Origin of the sequence: [Clostridium] fimetarium (assembly GCF_900111235.1) — a bacterium.
GTDB classification, from domain to species: Bacteria; Bacillota; Clostridia; order Lachnospirales; family Lachnospiraceae; genus Clostridium_N; species Clostridium_N fimetarium.
This window is the reverse complement of the sequence record NZ_FOJI01000023.1, coordinates 20,416-41,041: the sequence shown is the minus strand read 5'-3', so window position 1 is coordinate 41,041 and position 20,626 is coordinate 20,416. Positions and strand designations below refer to the sequence as shown.

The window sequence follows — 20,626 nt, the reverse complement described above, 5'->3', positions numbered from 1 at the left end:
ATGGTAGGGAGAAATAACTAATCCACAGTATCTTAAACAGAATAGCTCATACCTAAGAAAAGGTAAAGAAAAGCTATAACTATATAATACGAGGGTTGAAAACTTATTCAATCCAAGAACCATAATATAAAGAATCATGCAATGATTCTTTACCGAGAAAAAAAGCGTAGCCTTTTTAGAATCAATAAAGTAAAGAGCGAACCAGATGGATGTAATGCTATTGATACGCATTGCAAAGCTTTGATGGATAGTGAGATAGACTTCGTCTACTCACCGAAACTTCAGCAACATAAGCTGCCGGGTGGCACTGGAACATAACATATAAAAAACCGTAAGCAATTCCTAAGGAAAGTTAATATGTTGTGTTAAGAGGAAATATCAATCCTGTCTTACATGTTTCCCGTTCTATGGTATCAGTAATTTCCATAGATGATGCACGGGGTAGAGTAAATGAAAAATGTGTGGCTTTCTGGTGATATACCAGACAACCACACTGGCATATAAATTAATACAGCAACAAAAGAAGTTTCAACTCACCAGAGGATACAGACTGACTGCACTTTCTGTTGAGTTGAAAATTGTAAGCGGAAAGAATATATCAATTTTTTTTTTAGTCCTATCTTGACACAAGCAGAGAAGGTCAAGGCTTATTTGATTAATGGGGCTAGGAAAAACTGCCGGGGTTTAGTGAGTGGCCGAATCCTGAGATGGGGTGGGGAGCTTTGTGTGTGAAGGATTCGATACCGATGTGAGTGTATTTGCTGCAGTTTCTTAAATTTTTACCCCTATACTTATAAGCCGAAAATCAGGGGGTAGTGTCCCGCATTTTTGAAGATTTTATAAAAAGTTTATAATTTAAATTATCTAAAAGTGTACTCACAAATATAAAAATAGATGTATTTACATTTTAAAATTTAATGAAATATGTTAAGATATAAGCTTTATTATATCTGATAAGCCTTATAAAATGGTCTTTGTACTCACGAATGACACAAACAGTGTACTCACAATTAAAGGGATTTTGCACGTAAACTGAAGGGGCTAGAAATCTTTACGCCAGCGGGGTATAGTAATACTAACAGACAAAGAAAGTATGTGATCGATGAAAAGACTGTATGGACATCACCGAAGGTCTTGAAGATTATCAGGGACCAAAGGTATGCTGGCGATATGATAAGTAATGTCAGAGTACGTACGAAAATCGCAAAGCAAGAGAGTGAACGTGTAAATAGAGATGAGTGGATTATTGTTAAAGGAACTCATGAAGGGATCGTTAGTAAGGAAATATATTGGAAAGTAAATAATGATATCATGCCCCTTACGGAGAAGGAGACTATTCTACTTGGTGATTTTAGGAGAAAAGGATTCTATTACTGTGCAGATTGTGGAAGATTGCTTAGAAGGAGTCATACAACGATTAATCCTTATTATGAATGTTCTAGAAGTAGATACACTGAAGATAAATGTTCGGAAATTAAGGTGTAGCCAGACAGAGTATATCAATACTTATATACAAAAAACGGACAATATAGTTCATATTGCAGATGTAAAATTATCAATGAATATTTATTCCCAAAAAGGAACATTTGTTAGAGCTGATCTACTAAAAACAAGATATGATTTTTCAAATATGAAAAATATTTCTGTTCAAAATGGTAACTATAAGGGCTTTGAGAGCGCATCAGAATATACTGCCACATTTTTTTTCGCTTTGATGATACTATTTGTAATAGTAATTGGATTTTTTTATGAAAGAAAAAGTGGGCTTAATATGATTATTCATTCAACGCCTGGTGGCAGAGGAAGACTACTTTTACAAAGAATTCTTATTTTATTTGCGATTAGTCTTATAGTGTCTGTAATTTTTGAGTACCATGGCAATTTATTGAGTAAGGAAATTGCAGTACAAAAAAAAGTATTGGAAAAGATAATTGAAGAACAAAATTATAGAGATCAACAATATGAAATCTATAATCGAAAATTAAGTGTAATTAAACAACCAGAATATCAAGTTATGACTGGTAGTAGAATGGATTCCTTTGAAGAATATAATGCCGTTCTTGCTGTAATATCGGTTATTATTGTTACTTTTGGAACGATTTCTTTTGAAAAGAAAAATAATATGATCAAACTTATAACTAGTTCTACAAAGGGATATAAGAAAAATATGATTATTAAGGTATCAGCAGCCTTAACTTGTACTTTTGTCATTTGGGCAGTGATTTACGGAATCAATTTTTATAATTATATAAAAGTTTATAATATATGTTTATCGGATTTAAAATATCCGGTACAAAGCATTATGTCATTATCTGATTATCCGTTCCCTATTTCTATTTGTGGATATTTTTTAATTGAGAGCCTTAAGAGGTTAAGTATCCTTATCTTAGTGAGTTTATGGAGTTTATTTATTTCTTGGAGAACGGATTATAATTATAGCATATGTTTAAGTTTTATAATTTTAATTCCGTATATTCTTTATTTTTTCGGATTTAATATATTTAGTTATATTTCGGTTATTAATTGGATGATATGATCTAGTATAGTTAATAAATTGGCATAAAGATAAGGGGAAAGGTATGAAGTTAGAAATTAAAAATGTAACAAAAACATATGGAAATATAAAAGCGCTAAATAATTTCTCGATGGAATTTCAAGCAGGAATTTATGGGATACTTGGTTCTAATGGTGCAGGTAAAAGCACATTAATTAATTTGATAACAGACAATGTCTCTAGAGATAGTGGTGTTGAAAGTGGAAAAATCCAATATAATGAAGAAGACATATTAAAGCTTGGAAGAAAGTTTAGACGTATAGTAGGATATATGCCTCAACAACAGGGATTTTACGATGAATTTTCAGCTAAAGCATTTTTACAGTACATGGCATCAATAAAAGAAATACCCAGAAAAATTGCCAACAAGCAGATTGATGAATTGCTAGAAATTGTAAATTTGACAAAGTTTGCTCATAATAAGGTCGGAGGATTTTCAGGAGGAATGAAGCAGCGTGTTCTTTTGGCTCAAGCACTTTTGGGCGACCCGAAAATTATCATCTTAGACGAGCCTACAGCAGGCCTTGATCCAAAGGAGAGAATTACCATTCGTAATTATATAGCGGAATTATCAAAAGATAAAATCATCTTATTTGCAACCCATGTGGTAAGCGATATTGAATGTATTGCAGATCAGGTGTTGTTTGTAAAGCAGGGTGAGATTGTAGCAAAAGGTACACCTGGAGAATTGATTCGTAGTATGCATGATAAGGTCGCAGAAATTTCCTGCACACTGGATCAGATCACAGAGTTACAGGCTCATTATAAGGTGGGCAATGTAAAGCAGAGAAGTGATGGACTCGTATTGAGGATTGTGGGAGATAATTTGCCTACTGAATTTGAGAAAGTGAATCATGATATTAATTTAGAGGATGTGTATCTGTATTATTTTGAGTGAAACTAAACGGAGATTCCATTACAATGCAAGGTAAGAATTATAAGCAGATACAGATAACAAATCTAAAGATTCAGAACCGCAACAATAATTGGATATATGAAACACAAGACATTAGATAAACGAAATTTTATCCTATCATTTTTTGATGTGTGGGCTTCGTGCTTACATTTTGGAATCTTTTTAATTTGCACTTTATCAAAATATAGTATATAAAACTATACAAAATGAACAGTAAAAAAACAATAGTAATAGATAAAAAAAGGATTAAATTTCAATATTTAAAATGGACCTTATAAGATAGACAGTTTAAAAAAGAGACTTGATCTCAAATTTAACTGGTCCTACCTTATAGGGTCTATTTTTGTTATACTTATAACTTAGGAGTGTATACTATGGGAAAAAACTACTTTACAGAGGTAAGCGCATAATAAGATGGTAGGTTTTCAACCTAATTTAATAATGAGATAATGACTCCAAGAGTATTTTTGCTTTTTGGAGTCGTTTGCTATAAAAAATTATTGGAGGAGTTGAAAAAATGACAGAATCAATAAAGAAAAAACGTGAATTATGGTTCAGTAGAATTATGGAGTGTCGCAAAAGTGGTCTAGCGGATAAAGCCTGGTGTATAAAAAACAGTATAGAGCCAAGTTCCTTTTACTACTGGGTAAAGCTATTGCAAAAAGAATCTTGCGAAATACCTTCTACAACCAAATCAGATATGACAGTATCTGAACCTCAACCAGTTGTACCATTAATAATCGCTTCAAATACAAAAAACAAAGTTGACATAGATTCTTCCACTGCAATAATAATTCATCTCAATAATGCTATAACCTTAGAAATTCAAAATTGTGCAAATCAATCTGCAATTACCAATACTATCAATGCACTTCGGCAGCTATGTTAGGTGATATTTCAGGCATTGCGAGCATCTTTATTGTATGCGGATATACAGACATGCGAAAATCAATTGATGGCCTTGCGGCAATGGTTAAACAAACCTTGAATAAAGCATCAGGAAGTGGTTCAGAAACATTTGATAAAAAGGCTTTTATTGCAGATATTATTGAATTTACAAAAGACAATTTCTGATATTAGCTAAGGTATGGATAATATAAGATTGCCTTTTCACATTAAAGGTGGAGGCAGTTTACCATCATTAAATGTTATATATGACATTCCTGAATTTTCTAATTGGAAGCAATCTATATCAAGTTTCTAAAATGGGAGTTCATTTGTACAAATTTGTTTAGTAGTAAAAGATTATTTTGTGTGGGTCAAACCAATCATATGGTTGGAAATGAAATACTTATTACTTTTAATGACATCAATTCTGTAATCTCAAGCTATGTCGAAAGTTTAGTGTTGATATCGAAAAAGTGAGATCTGGAAGCGTTGAAAATAGTGGGTTTCAATGATTCGGTAATATAAAGGTTAATAATTTGATTTAATTCTATCCCTCGGCATGCGCTTGCGGATACAGGAGTGGGTTGTCTTATACACGCTTTCCAATGGTTATGATACAATTATTGAAGGAAGGTAAGTTCTATGCTGACCTATATAACAGTCAATTTGAAAAAGAGTAATAATATAATAAAATTTATTCCTCAATAAGATTAGGAATCAGGGTGGTTGCTTTCTATTGAGGAGTTGATCGTTTAATACAGTGTATTATTTAAATATTGAAAGAAAAAGATTCCCTTACAAACGAATCAGATTTGAGAAAAATATGCGTTTGTAGCAATGACATGATGGCGGGGTCAAAACAATGATTTCACAGTGCTAATCACCCAAGCCCTTTAGGTAACCAAAGAACTTCCTGAAATTTAAAGCAGATTTATGCTATGAAAGATTAGAGATGATGAAAAAGTGATATTTAAAACATTACTTCGCATAACATGAAATATTAAATTCCTGTTCATAGTTGAGGTGAACTGAATATTATTTGTAAAGGAGCATTCAAGCCAAAACTTGGGTGCTTTTTTAGTTGAAATGCTAAAAAAAGAGCTTTGGAGATACAAGGAACGCATAAATAAACTGATTAAGACAATTTATTAGTTATAATAATTCTCTCATCAAAATATTAAGATTAATATAGTGCATGACATAAAATTTTTATTAAACTAATCTTGTTTATAAGAGATGACGTCAACTCCAAAATAATGAATGGAGAGAAAAAATTATGTATCATGGAAGATTTAAAGGTACGCATTATGAAGCAGGATATAATTATGGTTGCTTGTTAAAAAAGCATGGAGTTGTTATATCTGGTAGTCCAACTTTTGATATAACTGAAGAGATGAAAAAATATGCAGCAGAGTGTATTCCACAGTATGAAGAGTATTATCCAGAAGTTTTACAAGAAATCAAAGGTATGGCCGATGGACAGCAATCCTCTTTTGAATTGTTGTATCAAATTTTGTTTTGTATTTACTGTTTTAAACCACAAAATCATTGTACTTGTTTTGCATTTGTAGATGGTGAAAATATTATGATGGGCAGAAACAGTGACTTTTTGGTAAGCATCGAAAAACTATATATGAATTGTTTGTACGACCTCGACGGCGTTTATGCCTTTAATGGAAACACTACAGCTTTTGTGCAAATGGAAGATGGAGTGAATGAACATGGACTTGCTGTTGGTTTAACATTTATTTACCCACATATTAGAAAACCAGGATTGAATGCAGGAATGCTTCTGAGATATATTTTGGAAAAATGTAAAACAACGAAAGAAGCGATAGATGCGTTGAAGCAATTACCTATTGCATCAGCACAAACATTAACAATAGCAGATAGCAGAGGTGATTTGGCTGTCGTTGAATGTAATCCCGAGAAATTTGCAATTATTTATCCGAAAAATGGAACAAAGTATGTTGCAACTGCTAATAATTTTAATTCAGAAGAGTTGAAAGCATATCGTACTCCGGTTGATATCGATGATTGGAAATCGGATGAGAGGTATGAAACAGCATATACAGCGTTAAATAATCATGGTGAGCAGTATTCACTGGAATTTGCACAGGAGTTACTAGGTGGAAAATTTGGATTCATGTGTCAATATGATCGTAAGACCGGTGCAGATACTGTATGGTCAGTAGTCTATGATTTGAAAAACAAGAAAGTATATCGTGTTGAAGGAAATCCATCAAGAAAAAAATTCGTAGAGGATACACGAATGAAATTTCCAAAATAAGCTAGAGTCAATTAAATATTAATTATAGAAAAAAGAGCATTCAAGCCCAAAAACTTGGGTGCTCTTTTTCGTCCAAAGAAAGAAGGTGAATGGTATTTGAGATGACCATCCATGATGTATCTGTCGCTTACCATTATTATTCTGATTTGACATATACTTTAATTAAGAATATAATTTTTAAAATATGATTATTATATGAGGAGTTAATTAATGAGATATATCCAGTCAGCTGTTAAAAAAACACTATGTATTATTTTGGCTATTTTAATTATTTCTCTTCTTATGTTTTCTCAAATATATATATCTAATCATATACATCATCAATGTTCAGGCGAGAATTGCCCAATTTGCAATCAGATAGATTTTGCAATTCACATATTAAATCAAATCGTTTCCGGTGGCGAATTTTTTTTCGTTATATTCACTTTAGTGATGTTTGTCCTGGGAAAATATTGGTTTAGTTCTTTAATATCAATCACAAAATCCCTTTTTATTTTAAAAGTAAGGCTAAACAATTGAAACATTTAATAAGTTATGTAAGTCATTTATGATTTGCATTATTTTGTTGTATGTAAATTTTTAGATTACTAGATACAAAATGAAAGGGAAAATTGAATGAATGTGCCTATTTATGTTATAACAGGTTATTTGGGGGCTGGAAAAACTACATATCTCAATAAAATTTTAAGCCATAAGAAAAATTATGAAAAGAATACGCTTGTAATACAATTTGAAGATGGTGAGGAAGAAGTAGAAGAAAATTTAATTAATACTACAGTTTTAATTATTAGTAAACGAGAATATGAAATTTATTCTACAAATATTTCAAATAAAATATATAATGTTATATCTGATGGGAATTATGATGAAATATGGGTAGAATGGAATGGGATGGATAATTTCAAATTAGCTGAAGAAATATTCCTACAAATAAGAATGAAAGCAATTGCTCATTTAGAGAGAGTGATCTATATTGCTGATGCCGATAGTTTTCCAATTATGATACAAAATACAGGCATTAATCCTATTACAATGTTATATGCAAGTGATATCGCGTATATATATTCGGCCAATAAAGAGAATAAGGCAAAGACGAAAAAAATATTATTATCATATAATAGAAAATTAGATTTAGTTTACGAAAATGATTTCCAAGAACACTTAAAACAGTTAGATTTAAAAAAAATGACTGGAGGCAGTAGATTTATATGGTTTATTATGCTGATTTGTGTGTATCTTTTATTAAGAAATAATATTAGCAGTATAAAATGGCTTTATAATGATCTAATCATATATACAGGAATGTTGCTCGAAGGAATGCCATTTCTTGTTATAGGAGTTTTGCTTTCAACATTTATTCAGTTATATGTGTCAGGAGATTGGATCGCACGTGTTTATCCCAAAAATCCTGTAATAGGAATGATTACAGCCATCGGGATGGGATTTTGTCTGCCAATATGTGACTGCGCTTCAGTGCCTGTATTTCAAAGCCTTTTGAAAAAGAATGTCCCGTTATGTTCGGCAGTAACATTCCTGTTAGTGACACCAATTGTAAATCCAGTGGTGCTTTTGTCTACTTACTATGCATTTAATGGGAATATTAAAGTCTTAGGCTATAGAATAGCACTTGGTATTGTATGCTCCATAATAGTTGGTGGAACATTCTATATTTTTAAAAGTAAAAGTGTCTTGAAATATTCTGGTAATATTCAATCCTGCAGCTGTTACTGTTGTATGGATGACGCAAGGAGCAGCGAGAAGGAATCTGGTCTAATTAAATTTATGAGACATGCACGTTATGAGTTTGTAAAGGTCGCAAAATATTTATTGATTGGTGCATTTATATCTACAATGTTTCAGGCTGTCCAGAGTGGTATCCTAAAAAATGTAGTACAGAGCCATTCGTTTACAGTAATCATACTTTTAATGATAATGGCCTTTTTCCTATCGTTATGTTCGACGTCAGATGCAGTTATCGCAAGAAGTTTAGCATCAACATTTCCATTTGCATCCACAATGGGATTTATGGTTTTTGGACCAATGATGGATATTAAAAATATATTATTATTGTCGAGCGGTTTTGAAAAGAAGTTTATTATAAGACTTGCATTAACTGTATTTGTGGTATGTTTATTGGTTATTATGCTATTCAGTTTTATGGGATCAGGAGGTATTTCATACAATGGGTAAAAAATATTTTGATATGAGTTCATTCTTAGAAGGAATAAGTTGTTTATGTCTTTCTTTTATTATGTATTGGCTTTTGTATACCGGGAAGTATAGTTTATATGTAACAGTGAAAGTAAAACCTTTTTTATATATTATGACTATAGTACTTTTTATATGGGGATTTTTTTGTATGATACAAATAGGAAAGGCAAAATATGAAAAACAACATAGCCGTTTTCTTATTTTTTTGATACCAATTTTATTGTTATTATTACCGCAAAAGACAATCTCAGCAAGTGATTCTGCTAATTCATATTCTAATCAATATTTTAAACAGAACACTGCTATTGCATCTGAAAAGGAAACAAAAAATTCAGTAGATAATAGTCAATCACAGGCAAGTACAACGGGACAGAAACAGACTACAGCATCCACATCATCAGCTACAACGAGTCAGAAACAAACTACAGCATCTACATCAGCTACAATCGATAATACCGTTCAGCTTAGTGGTTATGATGAGAAGAATAAAATAATAACAATTGCGGATGATGAATTTTACTTTTGGATGGTTGAAATATATACTAATTTAGACAAATATGCAGGCTATAATATTAATATTACAGGTCAGGTTTATAAGGATGAAACACTTACATCAAGCCAATTTGGTTCCGTAAGAATGCTTATGTCATGTTGCACTGCAGATCTTGTGCCTACGGGACCAATCTGCAATTATGATAATGCTTCGCAACTGAAAGTTGACTCATGGATAACTATTCATGGTGTTATTCAGATTGGTGATTTTCAAGGTAACAAAGAGTTCCAGATAAATGTAAAAACGATAGAGAATGCATCTGCTCCAAAAGATGTTTATGTGTATCCATTTTAATTCATTTTTTTGCAGTTTTATAATAATTATATATAATAAAAGACGTAATCTATTTACTTAGAAATAGATTACGTCTTTTATTAATTTATTACTATTTTTTTGAGGTACAATCTTTACATAGACCATATATTTCTAGATTATGTCCCATAATTTGAAAATCACTTTCTTCAAGCTTTGGGTCAAATTCAGTCATTGGACAATTAATCATACTTATTATCTTATGGCAGTTTAAACAAACAGCATAATGTTTATGGTTAAGACGATTTAGTTCATAAATTGCTATTTCACTATTCATCACGTTGATTTTATTGATTATACCGTGTTTAACAAAGAGATCTAATGTCCTATAAACGGTTGATAACCAAGCTGAATCCCCATCATCTGCAATCTGCGAGAATATTTCAGTTGCACCTAATGGTTTATCAGAATTTTCAAGTATTAAAAGAACCTTTTGACGTTGATTTGTCTTTTTAATACCAATGGGCCAATCAGTCAGTGATTTTTTCAATGTATATTCACCTCATTCACATTTATATAATATAAATTCATTATAGAGTAGTAATATAATGAAGTCAACTTACTTAGCAAGGTATTTCGTTTTGATCGCTATGAATTTTACTGACATTTATATATATTTTCTTTCCTATCAATACTAATATTAGTACAGCTACAGATAAAAGAGCAGTAAATCCTCCAGGAGCTACATTAAGATAATAAGAAGCAAACAATCCAAGCATAATGTCAATTACGCTAAAAACAATAGAAAATATGAGTGTGATTTTAAACCCTTTTTCAAGCTGTAGTGCCGTTGCAACTGGAAGCGAGATCATGGAACTAAGTACCAATACGCCTACTATTCGGATAGAGATAGAGATAGCAGAGGCTACAAGGATTGAGAAAACATAATTAATGAGCCTGACCTTTACACCAGCAATTTTAGCTGCTTCTTCATCATATACGATATATATCATTTGATGATATAAGAGAATAAGTGATATGACTGAAATGATGCTAAGGATTAGAACCATAATCATATCGAATTTGGTGACAGTCAGGATGCTTCCAAACATAAATGAATCTGCGTTAGCATGTAGCTTTCCAGAACTTATAATAGTAATTGCAGTACCTACACTTAGGGAAAGTACAATAGTAAGAATCAAGTCAGTGTACTTTTTGAAATAAATCCGTAGAAATTCAATTAACGCACCACAGATTGATGTAAAAACAAATGCACCAAGTATTGGATTTTGGTGATATAACAATCCAATTGTGATTCCAGCAAGCGATGAATGAGATAAAGTATCTCCTATCATAGAGTACCGTCGTAGAACCAAAAACACACCAATACATGGGCATAAAATTGAAATAAAAATTGAAACAAAAATTGCATTTTGCATAAACGTATAATTAAGCAATGGTATCGTCCTTTCTCTTAATATTTAAATATTCATCAGCATATTTTTTAGGAGTGCAGAGGTGTCCCTGTCCATTGATAAGATGATATATTAAGGTTGAATTTGATATGGCAGCATCTAAATTGTGTTCAACAGAAATTATGGTTATGTTTTTTTCTTTGTTTATTTTTTTTAAAAATCCATAAATCTCTCTTTGACTGTTAATGTCTACTCCAGTAGAGGGTTCGTCTAGAATTAATAAATCTGGATCACCAATTAATGCCCTTGCAATAAGTGTCTTCTGATTTTGACCTCCAGAAAGAGTACCTACCAATGCTTTTGCAAATTCGGACATTCCAACCTGTTTCAGATTCTCCATAATAACATTTTTGCTTTTGATTTTCAAAATTCTCCGATAAGAATCCAACATTTCATAAACTGTTATTGGAAAATTGGAATTAGAAAAATCATTCTTTTGTGGAACGTATCCAATCCTTTTTGCTTGCAACTGGATGTTTCCTTTTGTTGGCTTAATTAGTTTTAATAATAATCGCATGAGTGTACTTTTTCCACTACCGTTTTCCCCCAACACTGATACATATTCTCCATCTTGTATTTCTAGATTAATACCATCTAGAATATATGGGGGAGAACTTGTATAGGAGAAAAACAAATTTTCTATTTTAATCATAATCATCCTACTTTCTGTCTATCCAATATATATATTTGTAAAAAAGTATTTACACTTGACAAATATATTTGATAAGATATATTATATTATAAATGCAAATGGGAACTATTTGCAAGTAAAATTTGGAGGATAATTATATTATGAAGATTGTAAAGAAAAGTATTGTGTTATTTTTATGTTTGATTTCAATTGCAACTTTTACAGCATGTGGCAATAAAAATCAGGAAAGTGTAACAGGGGATAAAATTAAGGTCTCAGTTACTTTTAATGCAATAAAGGAGTTTGTTGAAGCAATAGGAGGGGATAAAGTTGAAATATCAACCATTATTCCTGATGGGACTGAACCACATGATTTTGAACCAAAGGCGCAGGATTTAGTAGGTATAAGTAATGCCAACGTATTTGTATATAATGGATTTGGTATGGAAACATGGGTTGATGATGCTATTTCAAATGCAAATAATAAAAATCTTATTACGGTAGAAGCATCTGATGGAGCAACACCAATATCAAGCGTATCGGAAGCAGAAAAAGAAGAACATGGACAATATGATCCACATCTTTGGATTAGTCTAAAGGGTGCTAAAATTGAGGCAAATAATATAAAAGAGGCATTGGTAAAAGCTGATCCAACCAATAAAGATTATTATGAAAAAAATAGTGATACTTTTAACGCTGAACTAGACAGCCTTTATAATAAATATAATGAAAAATTCAAGTCTGTAGCGAACAAAAGTTTTGTGACTGGACACGCTGCTTTTGCATATCTATGCCAGGATTTTGGCTTGCAACAAAATAGTGTGGAAGGTGTCTTTGCAGAGGGTGAACCTACTGCAAAACAATTGTCAGAACTTGTAGATTATTGCAAAAAAAATAATGTAAAAACCATTTTTGCAGAAGATATGGCTAGTCCAGATGTTTCTAAGACATTGGCAAGCGAGGTTGGAGCAGAGGTGAAAACTATTTATACGATTGAGAGTAGCGAGGATGATAAAACATATATAGAACGTATGACGGACAATCTTGATGAAATTTATGATAGTTTGTCAAAATAATATATATTTACATGGATGCCCAATGAATTGTGTGAAAAAAACTCTTGAAAAAGCTGGTTTTGAATTGGATGAACATATTATAGTTACTCCAGTTTAGTAAGCTAATCGAAAAACAGTGTGAACACTAGAATGTATGTCCTAGTTTTCACACTGTTTTTTTTTGAAAAAGGTCTGTCATCTTTCTATAAATCATCATGAAAAATAAATACAAATTCACATCCAACGCCTATTTCATTGACAAGTTTAATGGTCGCATTATGCCGGATCGCAATTTGCTTAGCAATAGCGAGTCCTAAACCTGTTCCATTTTTATTCTCAATAGATTTGGTTTTATAAAAACGATCAAATACATATGGCAAATCATCATTATTAATCCCACGACCTTCGTCACGTATCGATAAAATCAAGTTTTTATCCTGTGATACATTAATATATATATGTCCATTTTGAGGTGAAAATTTGATGGCATTATCAACAATAATTAAAATCATTTGCCTGAGTCTACCATAATCGCCTAAAAGAGCACAATCCTTAAAATTATTATTAACCACAAATTCAATTTGCTTATCTTTAGCAAGACTTTTAGCACTTCTAATTACATCTGAAAGCACTTCACAAATGCTTATTTGTGTCATTTCAAGTTGAAAATCCGTGTTTTGAAGTCGAGACAAATCCAATAAATCACCTATTAACCGTTGCAAATGTTTGCTTTCGGCTAACATTTGTGAATAATATTCCAGTACTTGTGCCTCTTTTGTAATAATTCCATCATTCAAAGCTTCAAGAGAGCCTCTAATAACAGTTACAGGAGTTCTTAATTCGTGCGAAATATTGGCTATAAAATCTCGTCTTAGCTGTTCTAACTTTTCACTTTCCATTGAAGATTCATTAAGCCGTTGGGCTAGAATATCCATATTCATTGCGAGAGTACCGATTTCATCACTTTGTTTAACGTTCGTTTTAACAGTATAATCACCTTCGGTTAATTTTATAGCTGTGAGATTCAAGCTTTTAAGCGGTTTTGTAAATGTAAAAGAAAAACCTATAGATAAAAGAATTGCAATCATTAAAGCAATTCCTATACTAAAAACTAATATAACAATGCCTTTGGAAATGGCAAGATCAATCCCATTTACAGGAGAATGAAGAAGTACCACGCCAAAAATATTTCCACTATCATCTTTGATGGGGGTTCCTACGGTTAAAGTAGGAGTATCCAAAATATTACTGAAGCTTTCACTAAATTCTGTTTTGCCAGAAAAAACTTCTTTTACAATTTCTTCAGCATTTGAAGGCAAATCGCTGAAGGAATATTGGGATACCTGATCATTTCCGGCGGTAATGATATTTAAGTTTTCATCTACAATCCAAACATCAGACATTGCTATATCATTTAAAAATTTTAAATATGCACCATAGCCGCTTCCTTGATTTTTTCGAATGCTATCGCTGGTTATGGATGAAAGGGTCTTTGATATTTTTGTTGCTCGTTGCTCCAATTCATTTTTGTGTAATTCTATTGTATTAATTCTGAAAAGGTAAATAAATATACCGCTGATAATAAAGGCAAAGACAAGTAATGAAGTGATAAAATAAATGCTAAGCTTCCATACAATTTTATTTTTCATACGTTGCTCCAATCCGGTGATTTAGCATCACTCAAAATATAGGATATGAATGATGAAATATTCATAATGTAACTTCAAACTTATAACCAACACCCCATATGGTTTTCAAATTCCATGTTTGATGGGGATATTGATCTAGTTTTGCTCTAAGTCTTTTCATGTGAGAATCAACTGTTCTGGAATCTCCAAAATAATCGTATCCCCAAATGGTATTTAATAAATTATCTCTTGTAAAAACTTTATTCTTGTTTGTAGCGAGCGTCCACAATAGCTCTATCTCTTTTTTTGTCAAGGAAACAATATTACTATTAATTGTTACTTCATAATCATCTAAATTGATTTTTAAATTATCAAATGTAAATAATTGTGATGGATTCTCTTCGGATTTCACAAGACGACGTAGAATTGCACGAACCCTTGCCATGACCTCTGCTGGTGAAAATGGTTTCACGATATAGTCATCCGCTCCTATATCAAGCCCCATTATTTTTTCAAAATCCTCGCCCCTTGCTGTTATCATAATAATCGGAACATTAGATGTTTTTCTGATTTCTCTGCATACCTCAAAGCCATCCATTAGTGGCATCATTACGTCTAAAAGAATGATTTCCGGAGTATGTTCTTTGCATATATTTAAAGCGTCTATTCCATTTTCCGCGGTTATAGGAGTAAAGCCTTCTTTTTTTGCATACTCAGATAATACCGAAGAGATTTGTTTATTATCATCTACTATTAATATATTTCCCATGTGTTCCTCCATCCTGTCGTGTCTAGATAATATAATCATTATATATGTCAAAACTATGTTTTTACAAGATAAAATAGATAAATTAAAACTTAATTTTGCCATAGTTTTGCCATCTGTGGAATTTATAATAAAATTAAATAAAAAAACGGAGGTTTCAGTGTGAATAAAAACAGAATGAGGAATTGGATCAGACCAATGATACAAATATCATTTTTTATAATTGTTATGTTGATTTCTATTGCAAAAGCATTAAGTGATGAAGGTATGACTGTTCCATTTATCACAAATGCATCGTTACATGCTATTTGTCCATTTGGAGGGGTGGTTTCAATATATACTTACCTGACAGATGGTATATTAATTCAAAAAATACATAGTTCATCAATTATTTTGATGTATGCGGTGTTCTTTATGACACTTCTATTTGGTCCTGTGTTTTGTGGATGGATTTGTCCTTTTGGTACCTTTCAAGAGTTTATAGGCAAAATAGGTAAAAAGATTTTTGGTAAAAGATATAATCATTTTCTTCCAAAAAGGTTAGATAGTATTTTAAGATATTTACGTTATTTTGTACTTATACTAGTCATTTATAATACAGCAGCTTCTGCGAAGTTGATTTTTCAAAACGTTGATCCATATTATGCATTATTTAATTTGTTTACCAGTGAAGTTGCGGTGGCAGCATATATAATACTTGCCATTACTGTAATTGCATCATTATTTGTTGAACGACCATTTTGTAAGTATATATGCCCATATGGAGCAACGTTAGGCATATTCAATTTGTTTAGAATATTTAAAATCAAACGAAACCAGAAAACCTGTATTAGTTGTGATGCTTGTAATAGTTCATGCCCAATGAATATTGAGGTTAGTTCCTCAAATACAATCTATAATCATCAATGTATATCCTGCTTAAAGTGTACTAGCGAAAATGCATGTCCTATTAAAGATACCGTAATATTAAGAATAGGAGGAGGTAAAAATGAGAATTAATCAAAAAGCATTAGCATTTATAATCATTATCATACTTTTTGGAACTATTTTTACTACCACAGCATTAGGAGTTTGGAAAACGACAAATACAAAAATACCAGAAAAATATAAGAGTGGTGATTTCCAGGATGAATATAACCCCCAAGATATAAAAGGCTCATATACGTTTGGGGAAATCAGTGAATTATTCAATATTCCTATTGTTGATTTGGCAGTTGCATTTGCAATAGAAGATAGAGAAAATATTTCATCAATACAGTGCAAAGAATTAGAAACAATTTACGAAACGACAAATCTAAGCGGGAAAGAGATTGGAACTGATTCAGTTAGGATTTTTGTATCATTATATAGAGGGTTACCAATTACATTAAATGATACAACCTATTTTCCAAATCAATTGGAATCAATTCTTCTAAAGGCAGGAAATATGACAGAACAGCAAAAAATATTTATCTCAACCCATTTAATCAAATCCGAAAGTAACACAGAAGTACTTGAAACTACAACTACTACATATGCAAGTGAACATGCAGAATTCATTAAAGGTACAACAACATTTAATGAAATTTTAGATTTAGGAATTAAAAAAGAGGACATTGAGGAGGTGATGAATAATGCAATAACAGATACATCAGTAGTGATTAAAGATTTTTGTATTGAAAAAGGCATGGAATTTTCAAATACAAAATCTCAAATTCAGAGTTTAATTGATAAAAAGTGAAACTATTGTTATAGCAGAAAATGCTAAATTGAAAGGAGTCAAAAATTATGAAAAAGAAAAAAATGATTTTTATTGCATCAGTTATGTTAGTAGCGGGTATTATGTCAACCAGTGTATTTGCAGCTTCAATCTATAAATCATCTGATTCAACTAATCTCGAAGAATTTAAAACGGAAATGCTTCAAACAAAAGAGGAAATTTTAAATGAACAAGTTGCTAGTGGTACAATAACGCAAGAAAAAGCAGATGAAGTTATGAAAGCAATTGAAGAAAATTCTGTAAATTGCGATGGCAGCGGATCTGATAAAATAGGTCAAACTTATGGAGCTGGTTTTGGATCAGGTAATGCCAATGGTATAAAAGATGGTTCTGGCAGAGGTGTAGGAACCAGAAATGGATGTAATCAAGGGTCTTGTATAAATCAATAATCAAGGACTGAATTATAAACGAGTATTAAATTTAAACCGAGCATAAGGTGGAGCTGTTATTCATCTTATGCTCGGTTTTTATTACAATAAAATAGATTTTACAAATAACGAAACCATATTGATTTAATTATTTATTTTCAGGTGCGAATCATTGAAGAATATGATATGTGATTCAGTCACGGATAATTGCAGATATGTTGTTATAATTAAGAAGTAAAGCAAGATGAATAAAATTACTTGTGAGCTTAGGAGGAAGATTAATATGTTTGATTTATTAAAAAAAGAAAATGTTAAAGTTATTAATGTGAATGATATGGATAGTTTAATTGGTAAAGTAGAATTGATTGATATTAGAGAAGTATACGAATATAACAGTGGAAGCATAAAGGGTGCTAAAAATATTCCAATGGGAAATCTCTTAATGGAACCTGATAAATATTTGGTAAAAGATAATTTATACTATATTATGTGCCAATCAGGTGGAAGAAGTGGAAGTGCTTGTAGAGAACTTTCGAAAGAAGGATTCAATGTTGTAAATGTTTCAGGCGGGATGGGATCATATGTAGGAACGCTTAGAAATTAGAAAATATAAAAAACAGGAGGCAACAAATCATGGTAAGAAAGATATTGATTATCGGTGGAGTCGCCGGAGGCGCATCAGCTGCGGCAAGACTTAGAAGAAATAGTGAAGAAGATCAAATCATCATGTTTGAAAAAGGTCCTCATGTATCATTTTCAAATTGTTCACTTCCTTACCACTTAAGCGGGATAATAAAGGAAGCAGAAGACTTGGTTTTAATGAATCCAGAATTATTTTTAAAGCAATATAATATTGATGCAAGAGTCAATAATGAAGTAATAGTAATAGATAGAGAAAAAAAATCGGTAATTGTAAAAAATATTTTAAATGGTCAAAATTACACAGAAACTTATGACAAACTTATATTATCACCAGGTGCATCTCCAATCGTGCCCAATATTCCTGGAATGGAGAATGTAAATGTCTTTACTATAAGAAATGTAGTAGATATAGATAGTCTAAACAAATTTGTAAAACAAATTGATACAAAGAATATCGCGGTAATTGGTGGTGGATTCATAGGGGTTGAGGTTGCTGAAAACCTAAGAAAAGCCAAATATAATGTTACTTTGATCGTAAGATCCGATCAGATACTCAGATCTTACGACTATGATATGGTTCAAATATTTCATAAAGAAATCAGTGATAATGGGATAGATTTGATTCTTGAAGATAGAATTGTAAAATTCGAAGAAAATAAAGTAATTCTTACTTCGGGCAAAAAAATCGATGCTAATGTAGTAGTTATGGAAATCGGAGTATCGCCAGAAACTCGACTTGCAAAAGAGTCTGGAATTGAAATAGGAGTAACAGGAGCAATTAAGGTAGATAAAAATTATCAGACAAATGATCCTGATATCTATGCAGTTGGTGATGCCATAGAAGTATATCATGCATTAACTCATATGATGACCAAATTATCGTTAGCAGGTCCAGCGCTAAAACAAGCAAGATCCGTAGCAGACCACATTAACAATAAAAGCACATTAAACAAGGGATATATCGGTTCATCTGCAATTGAAGTTTTTGACTATAATGGCGCAGCTACAGGTTTAAATGAATCATTAATTAAATCACTGGGCTTAAAAATCAATTATGATGTTGTTCGAGTAATACTCTCCGACAAGGTTGGGATTATGCCAGATGCAGCACCAATGCATTTTAAATTATTATTTGAAGTTCCAACAGGAAAGATTTTAGGTGCTCAAGCAATTGGGAAGGGTGATGTCACAAAAAGAATTGATATTATTGCTACAGCTATCAAATTTGGAGGCACGGTAGAAGATTTAAAAGACTTGGAATTGTGTTATGCACCACCGTTTTCAACTGCAAAGGATATAGTAAATTATGCTGGATATGTGGGTTCTAATCTTTTAAATAAAGATTTCAGACAAGTGAATGTAGATAAGGTTAGAGACCTCGTTGAAAACAATAGCTTTATTGTTGATGTTAGAGAGCGAGGCGAGTATGCAGGCGCACATATAAAGGGAGCAACAAATATTCCGTTAAGTGAACTAAGGGAAAGAATTAACGAAATCCCAAAGGGCAAGCCCGTATATATCCATTGTAGAACCGGTCAAAGAAGTTATAATGCAGTTTTAGTTCTTCAAAATTTAGGGTATCATAATGTTTTTAATATAGCTGGAAGCTTTTTAGGCTTATCATTCTATGAATACTATAATGATAAGAGGATTAAAAGAGAAAGCATTGTAACTGAATATAATTTCAGATAATGTAACGAATAAGGATGGTAAATTGCTAAGCCTTTATGTGACCTTATCACAGATAAGAAACTATACGAGAGTATAATTAAATATAAGAAATACAAAATTGTAGCAGTGTATCAAATAAATCAATTCAGAAGGAGAATTCAATATGAGCGTATTAAAAATTACAAAGGATAATTTTGAAACAGAGGTTTTGAAGGCAGACAAACCTGTTTTGTTAGATTTTTGGGCATCTTGGTGTGGACCATGCAAAAGGGTAGCCCCAATTATTGAGGAAGTAGCAGGTGAAACAGGAAATTCAGCTATAATCGGTAAAGTAAATGTTGATGAAGAACCAGAACTTGCGCAAGCTTTTAAGGTTATGAGTATCCCTACACTAGCTGTAATGAAAAATGGGAAGGTAGTTAATAGTGTGGTAGGACTTCAATCCAAACAAACTATATTATCAATGATTCAATAAGGTGATGAAAAGAAGCAACTTTTAAATTTGAGTTACGCTTTGTTAATGATATTATATTACAATATAAATAAAACAAGGATTGGATTCTAAAATGAGAATTCAATCCTTGTTTTATGAAGACTGTTATTTTTTCTAGTATATAATCTTACTTATCAGTGCTACTTCTAAAAGATTATATACTTATATCACCAAATCCCAAGAAAATGTTGCAATAAAAGGCTTACGGTAGTGATTCTAATCCAGCAACAAAAACCCGTAAAGATTGATTTTCCACCTTTTTTTACTAGCTTTATAATATTTGTATTAAGGCCAATAGCTGCCATTGCTAAGATAATAAAGAATTTGCTAAGATCCTTGAATGGTGTAAATATATAAGAAGGTACGCTGGCGCCTGAAGCTATAGTGGTAATAATATAAATTGATAAAGACTTAACGAAAGGAACACTATAAATTATTATGGATTTTAGAATAGATACTATATACATAACTAAA

The 20,626-nt window shown here is 31.7% G+C and carries 22 protein-coding genes and 1 pseudogene; 17 read left to right on the top strand and 6 right to left on the bottom strand.

From position 1 onward, the window contains the following. Positions 1 to 141 precede the first annotated feature (141 nt). The 9 genes from BMY18_RS21210 to BMY18_RS19340 all read left to right on the top strand — a co-directional run bounded on the left by BMY18_RS21210 (position 142) and on the right by BMY18_RS19340 (position 9,706). The gene (locus BMY18_RS21210; protein ID WP_170841509.1) at positions 142 to 318 is read left to right on the top strand and encodes a hypothetical protein; all 177 of its coding nucleotides are present in this window, start codon (positions 142 to 144) and stop codon (positions 316 to 318) included. 714 nt (positions 319 to 1,032) lie between these two features. After that, positions 1,033 to 1,485: a recombinase family protein gene (locus tag BMY18_RS19380; RefSeq protein WP_092457854.1), complete on the top strand. Its 453-nt coding sequence runs from the start codon at positions 1,033 to 1,035 to the stop codon at positions 1,483 to 1,485. After that, positions 1,430 to 2,536 carry a hypothetical protein gene (locus tag BMY18_RS19375; protein WP_092457851.1) on the top strand — a complete coding sequence of 369 codons (1,107 nt, stop codon included), beginning with the start codon at positions 1,430 to 1,432 and terminating at the stop codon, positions 2,534 to 2,536. The genes BMY18_RS19380 and BMY18_RS19375 overlap by 56 nt, the downstream gene beginning before the upstream one ends. A 43-nt stretch (positions 2,537 to 2,579) precedes the next feature. Continuing rightward, a complete protein-coding gene (locus BMY18_RS19370; RefSeq protein WP_092457848.1) occupies positions 2,580 to 3,452 on the top strand; it encodes an ABC transporter ATP-binding protein in 873 nt (290 codons plus the stop codon). Between the two features lie 535 nt (positions 3,453 to 3,987). Then, positions 3,988 to 4,359, top strand: a complete 372-nt coding sequence (gene tnpA / locus BMY18_RS19365) for an IS66 family insertion sequence element accessory protein TnpA (protein WP_092457845.1) — start codon at positions 3,988 to 3,990, stop codon at positions 4,357 to 4,359. Continuing rightward, positions 4,353 to 4,544: an IS66 family insertion sequence element accessory protein TnpB gene (gene tnpB / locus BMY18_RS21560; RefSeq protein WP_092457841.1), complete on the top strand. Its 192-nt coding sequence runs from the start codon at positions 4,353 to 4,355 to the stop codon at positions 4,542 to 4,544. Before tnpA ends, tnpB begins: the two co-directional genes overlap by 7 nt. Positions 4,545 to 5,634: 1,090 nt before the next feature. Next, positions 5,635 to 6,648, top strand: coding sequence for a C45 family autoproteolytic acyltransferase/hydrolase (locus BMY18_RS19355; protein WP_092457838.1), 1,014 nt, complete (start codon positions 5,635 to 5,637; stop codon positions 6,646 to 6,648). A gap of 615 nt (positions 6,649 to 7,263) precedes the next feature. Beyond that, positions 7,264 to 8,838: a permease gene (locus BMY18_RS19345; RefSeq protein ID WP_092457833.1), complete on the top strand. Its 1,575-nt coding sequence runs from the start codon at positions 7,264 to 7,266 to the stop codon at positions 8,836 to 8,838. Next, complete coding sequence (locus tag BMY18_RS19340) at positions 8,831 to 9,706, top strand: TIGR03943 family putative permease subunit (RefSeq protein WP_092457831.1); 876 nt, start codon at positions 8,831 to 8,833, stop codon at positions 9,704 to 9,706. Before BMY18_RS19345 ends, BMY18_RS19340 begins: the two co-directional genes overlap by 8 nt. Positions 9,707 to 9,797: 91 nt before the next feature. On the opposite strand, the gene BMY18_RS19335 is transcribed toward BMY18_RS19340, so the two are convergent. The 3 genes from BMY18_RS19335 to BMY18_RS19325 all read right to left on the bottom strand — a co-directional run bounded on the left by BMY18_RS19335 (position 9,798) and on the right by BMY18_RS19325 (position 11,791). Continuing rightward, positions 9,798 to 10,214 carry a Fur family transcriptional regulator gene (locus BMY18_RS19335; protein ID WP_092457828.1) on the bottom strand — a complete coding sequence of 139 codons (417 nt, stop codon included), beginning with the start codon at positions 10,212 to 10,214 and terminating at the stop codon, positions 9,798 to 9,800. 73 nt (positions 10,215 to 10,287) lie between these two features. Continuing rightward, a complete protein-coding gene (locus BMY18_RS19330; RefSeq protein WP_330386020.1) occupies positions 10,288 to 11,103 on the bottom strand; it encodes a metal ABC transporter permease in 816 nt (271 codons plus the stop codon). A 10-nt stretch (positions 11,104 to 11,113) separates the two neighbouring features. Next, on the bottom strand, positions 11,114 to 11,791 hold the full coding sequence (locus BMY18_RS19325; protein ID WP_092457823.1) for a metal ABC transporter ATP-binding protein: 678 nt from the start codon (positions 11,789 to 11,791) through the stop codon (positions 11,114 to 11,116). A gap of 140 nt (positions 11,792 to 11,931) precedes the next feature. Between BMY18_RS19325 and BMY18_RS19320 the strand changes: the two genes are divergently transcribed. Then, positions 11,932 to 12,846, top strand: a complete 915-nt coding sequence (locus tag BMY18_RS19320; RefSeq protein WP_207647459.1) for a metal ABC transporter substrate-binding protein — start codon at positions 11,932 to 11,934, stop codon at positions 12,844 to 12,846. Next, complete coding sequence (locus BMY18_RS21835; RefSeq protein ID WP_092457820.1) at positions 12,818 to 12,943, top strand: putative zinc-binding protein; 126 nt, start codon at positions 12,818 to 12,820, stop codon at positions 12,941 to 12,943. The genes BMY18_RS19320 and BMY18_RS21835 overlap by 29 nt, the downstream gene beginning before the upstream one ends. An 85-nt stretch (positions 12,944 to 13,028) precedes the next feature. On the opposite strand, the gene BMY18_RS19310 is transcribed toward BMY18_RS21835, so the two are convergent. Beyond that, positions 13,029 to 14,474, bottom strand: coding sequence for a sensor histidine kinase (locus BMY18_RS19310; protein WP_092457817.1), 1,446 nt, complete (start codon positions 14,472 to 14,474; stop codon positions 13,029 to 13,031). A gap of 61 nt (positions 14,475 to 14,535) precedes the next feature. Then, complete coding sequence (locus BMY18_RS19305; RefSeq protein ID WP_092457814.1) at positions 14,536 to 15,222, bottom strand: response regulator transcription factor; 687 nt, start codon at positions 15,220 to 15,222, stop codon at positions 14,536 to 14,538. 159 nt (positions 15,223 to 15,381) lie between these two features. Between BMY18_RS19305 and BMY18_RS19300 the strand changes: the two genes are divergently transcribed. The 6 genes from BMY18_RS19300 to trxA all read left to right on the top strand — a co-directional run bounded on the left by BMY18_RS19300 (position 15,382) and on the right by trxA (position 20,134). Continuing rightward, positions 15,382 to 16,218 (top strand): 4Fe-4S binding protein, encoded by an 837-nt coding sequence (locus BMY18_RS19300; RefSeq protein WP_242941085.1) that lies wholly within the window; start codon positions 15,382 to 15,384, stop codon positions 16,216 to 16,218. Further along, positions 16,208 to 16,939, top strand: a complete 732-nt coding sequence (locus tag BMY18_RS19295) for a hypothetical protein (protein WP_092457811.1) — start codon at positions 16,208 to 16,210, stop codon at positions 16,937 to 16,939. Before BMY18_RS19300 ends, BMY18_RS19295 begins: the two co-directional genes overlap by 11 nt. 47 nt (positions 16,940 to 16,986) lie before the next feature. Further along, positions 16,987 to 17,367 (top strand): DUF2680 domain-containing protein, encoded by a 381-nt coding sequence (locus BMY18_RS19290; RefSeq protein WP_092457808.1) that lies wholly within the window; start codon positions 16,987 to 16,989, stop codon positions 17,365 to 17,367. Between the two features lie 262 nt (positions 17,368 to 17,629). Further along, complete coding sequence (locus BMY18_RS19285; RefSeq protein WP_092457805.1) at positions 17,630 to 17,950, top strand: rhodanese-like domain-containing protein; 321 nt, start codon at positions 17,630 to 17,632, stop codon at positions 17,948 to 17,950. 29 nt (positions 17,951 to 17,979) lie between these two features. Next, a complete protein-coding gene (locus BMY18_RS19280) occupies positions 17,980 to 19,680 on the top strand; it encodes an FAD-dependent oxidoreductase (RefSeq protein ID WP_092457802.1) in 1,701 nt (566 codons plus the stop codon). Positions 19,681 to 19,822: 142 nt separating this feature from the next. After that, positions 19,823 to 20,134 (top strand): thioredoxin, encoded by a 312-nt coding sequence (trxA, locus tag BMY18_RS19275; protein ID WP_092457799.1) that lies wholly within the window; start codon positions 19,823 to 19,825, stop codon positions 20,132 to 20,134. Positions 20,135 to 20,319: 185 nt separating this feature from the next. Here the strand turns inward: trxA and BMY18_RS21740 are convergent. Further along, a pseudogene (locus BMY18_RS21740) lies at positions 20,320 to 20,547 on the bottom strand (putative sulfate exporter family transporter); the annotation flags it as partial. Between the last annotated feature and the right edge of the window lie 79 nt (positions 20,548 to 20,626).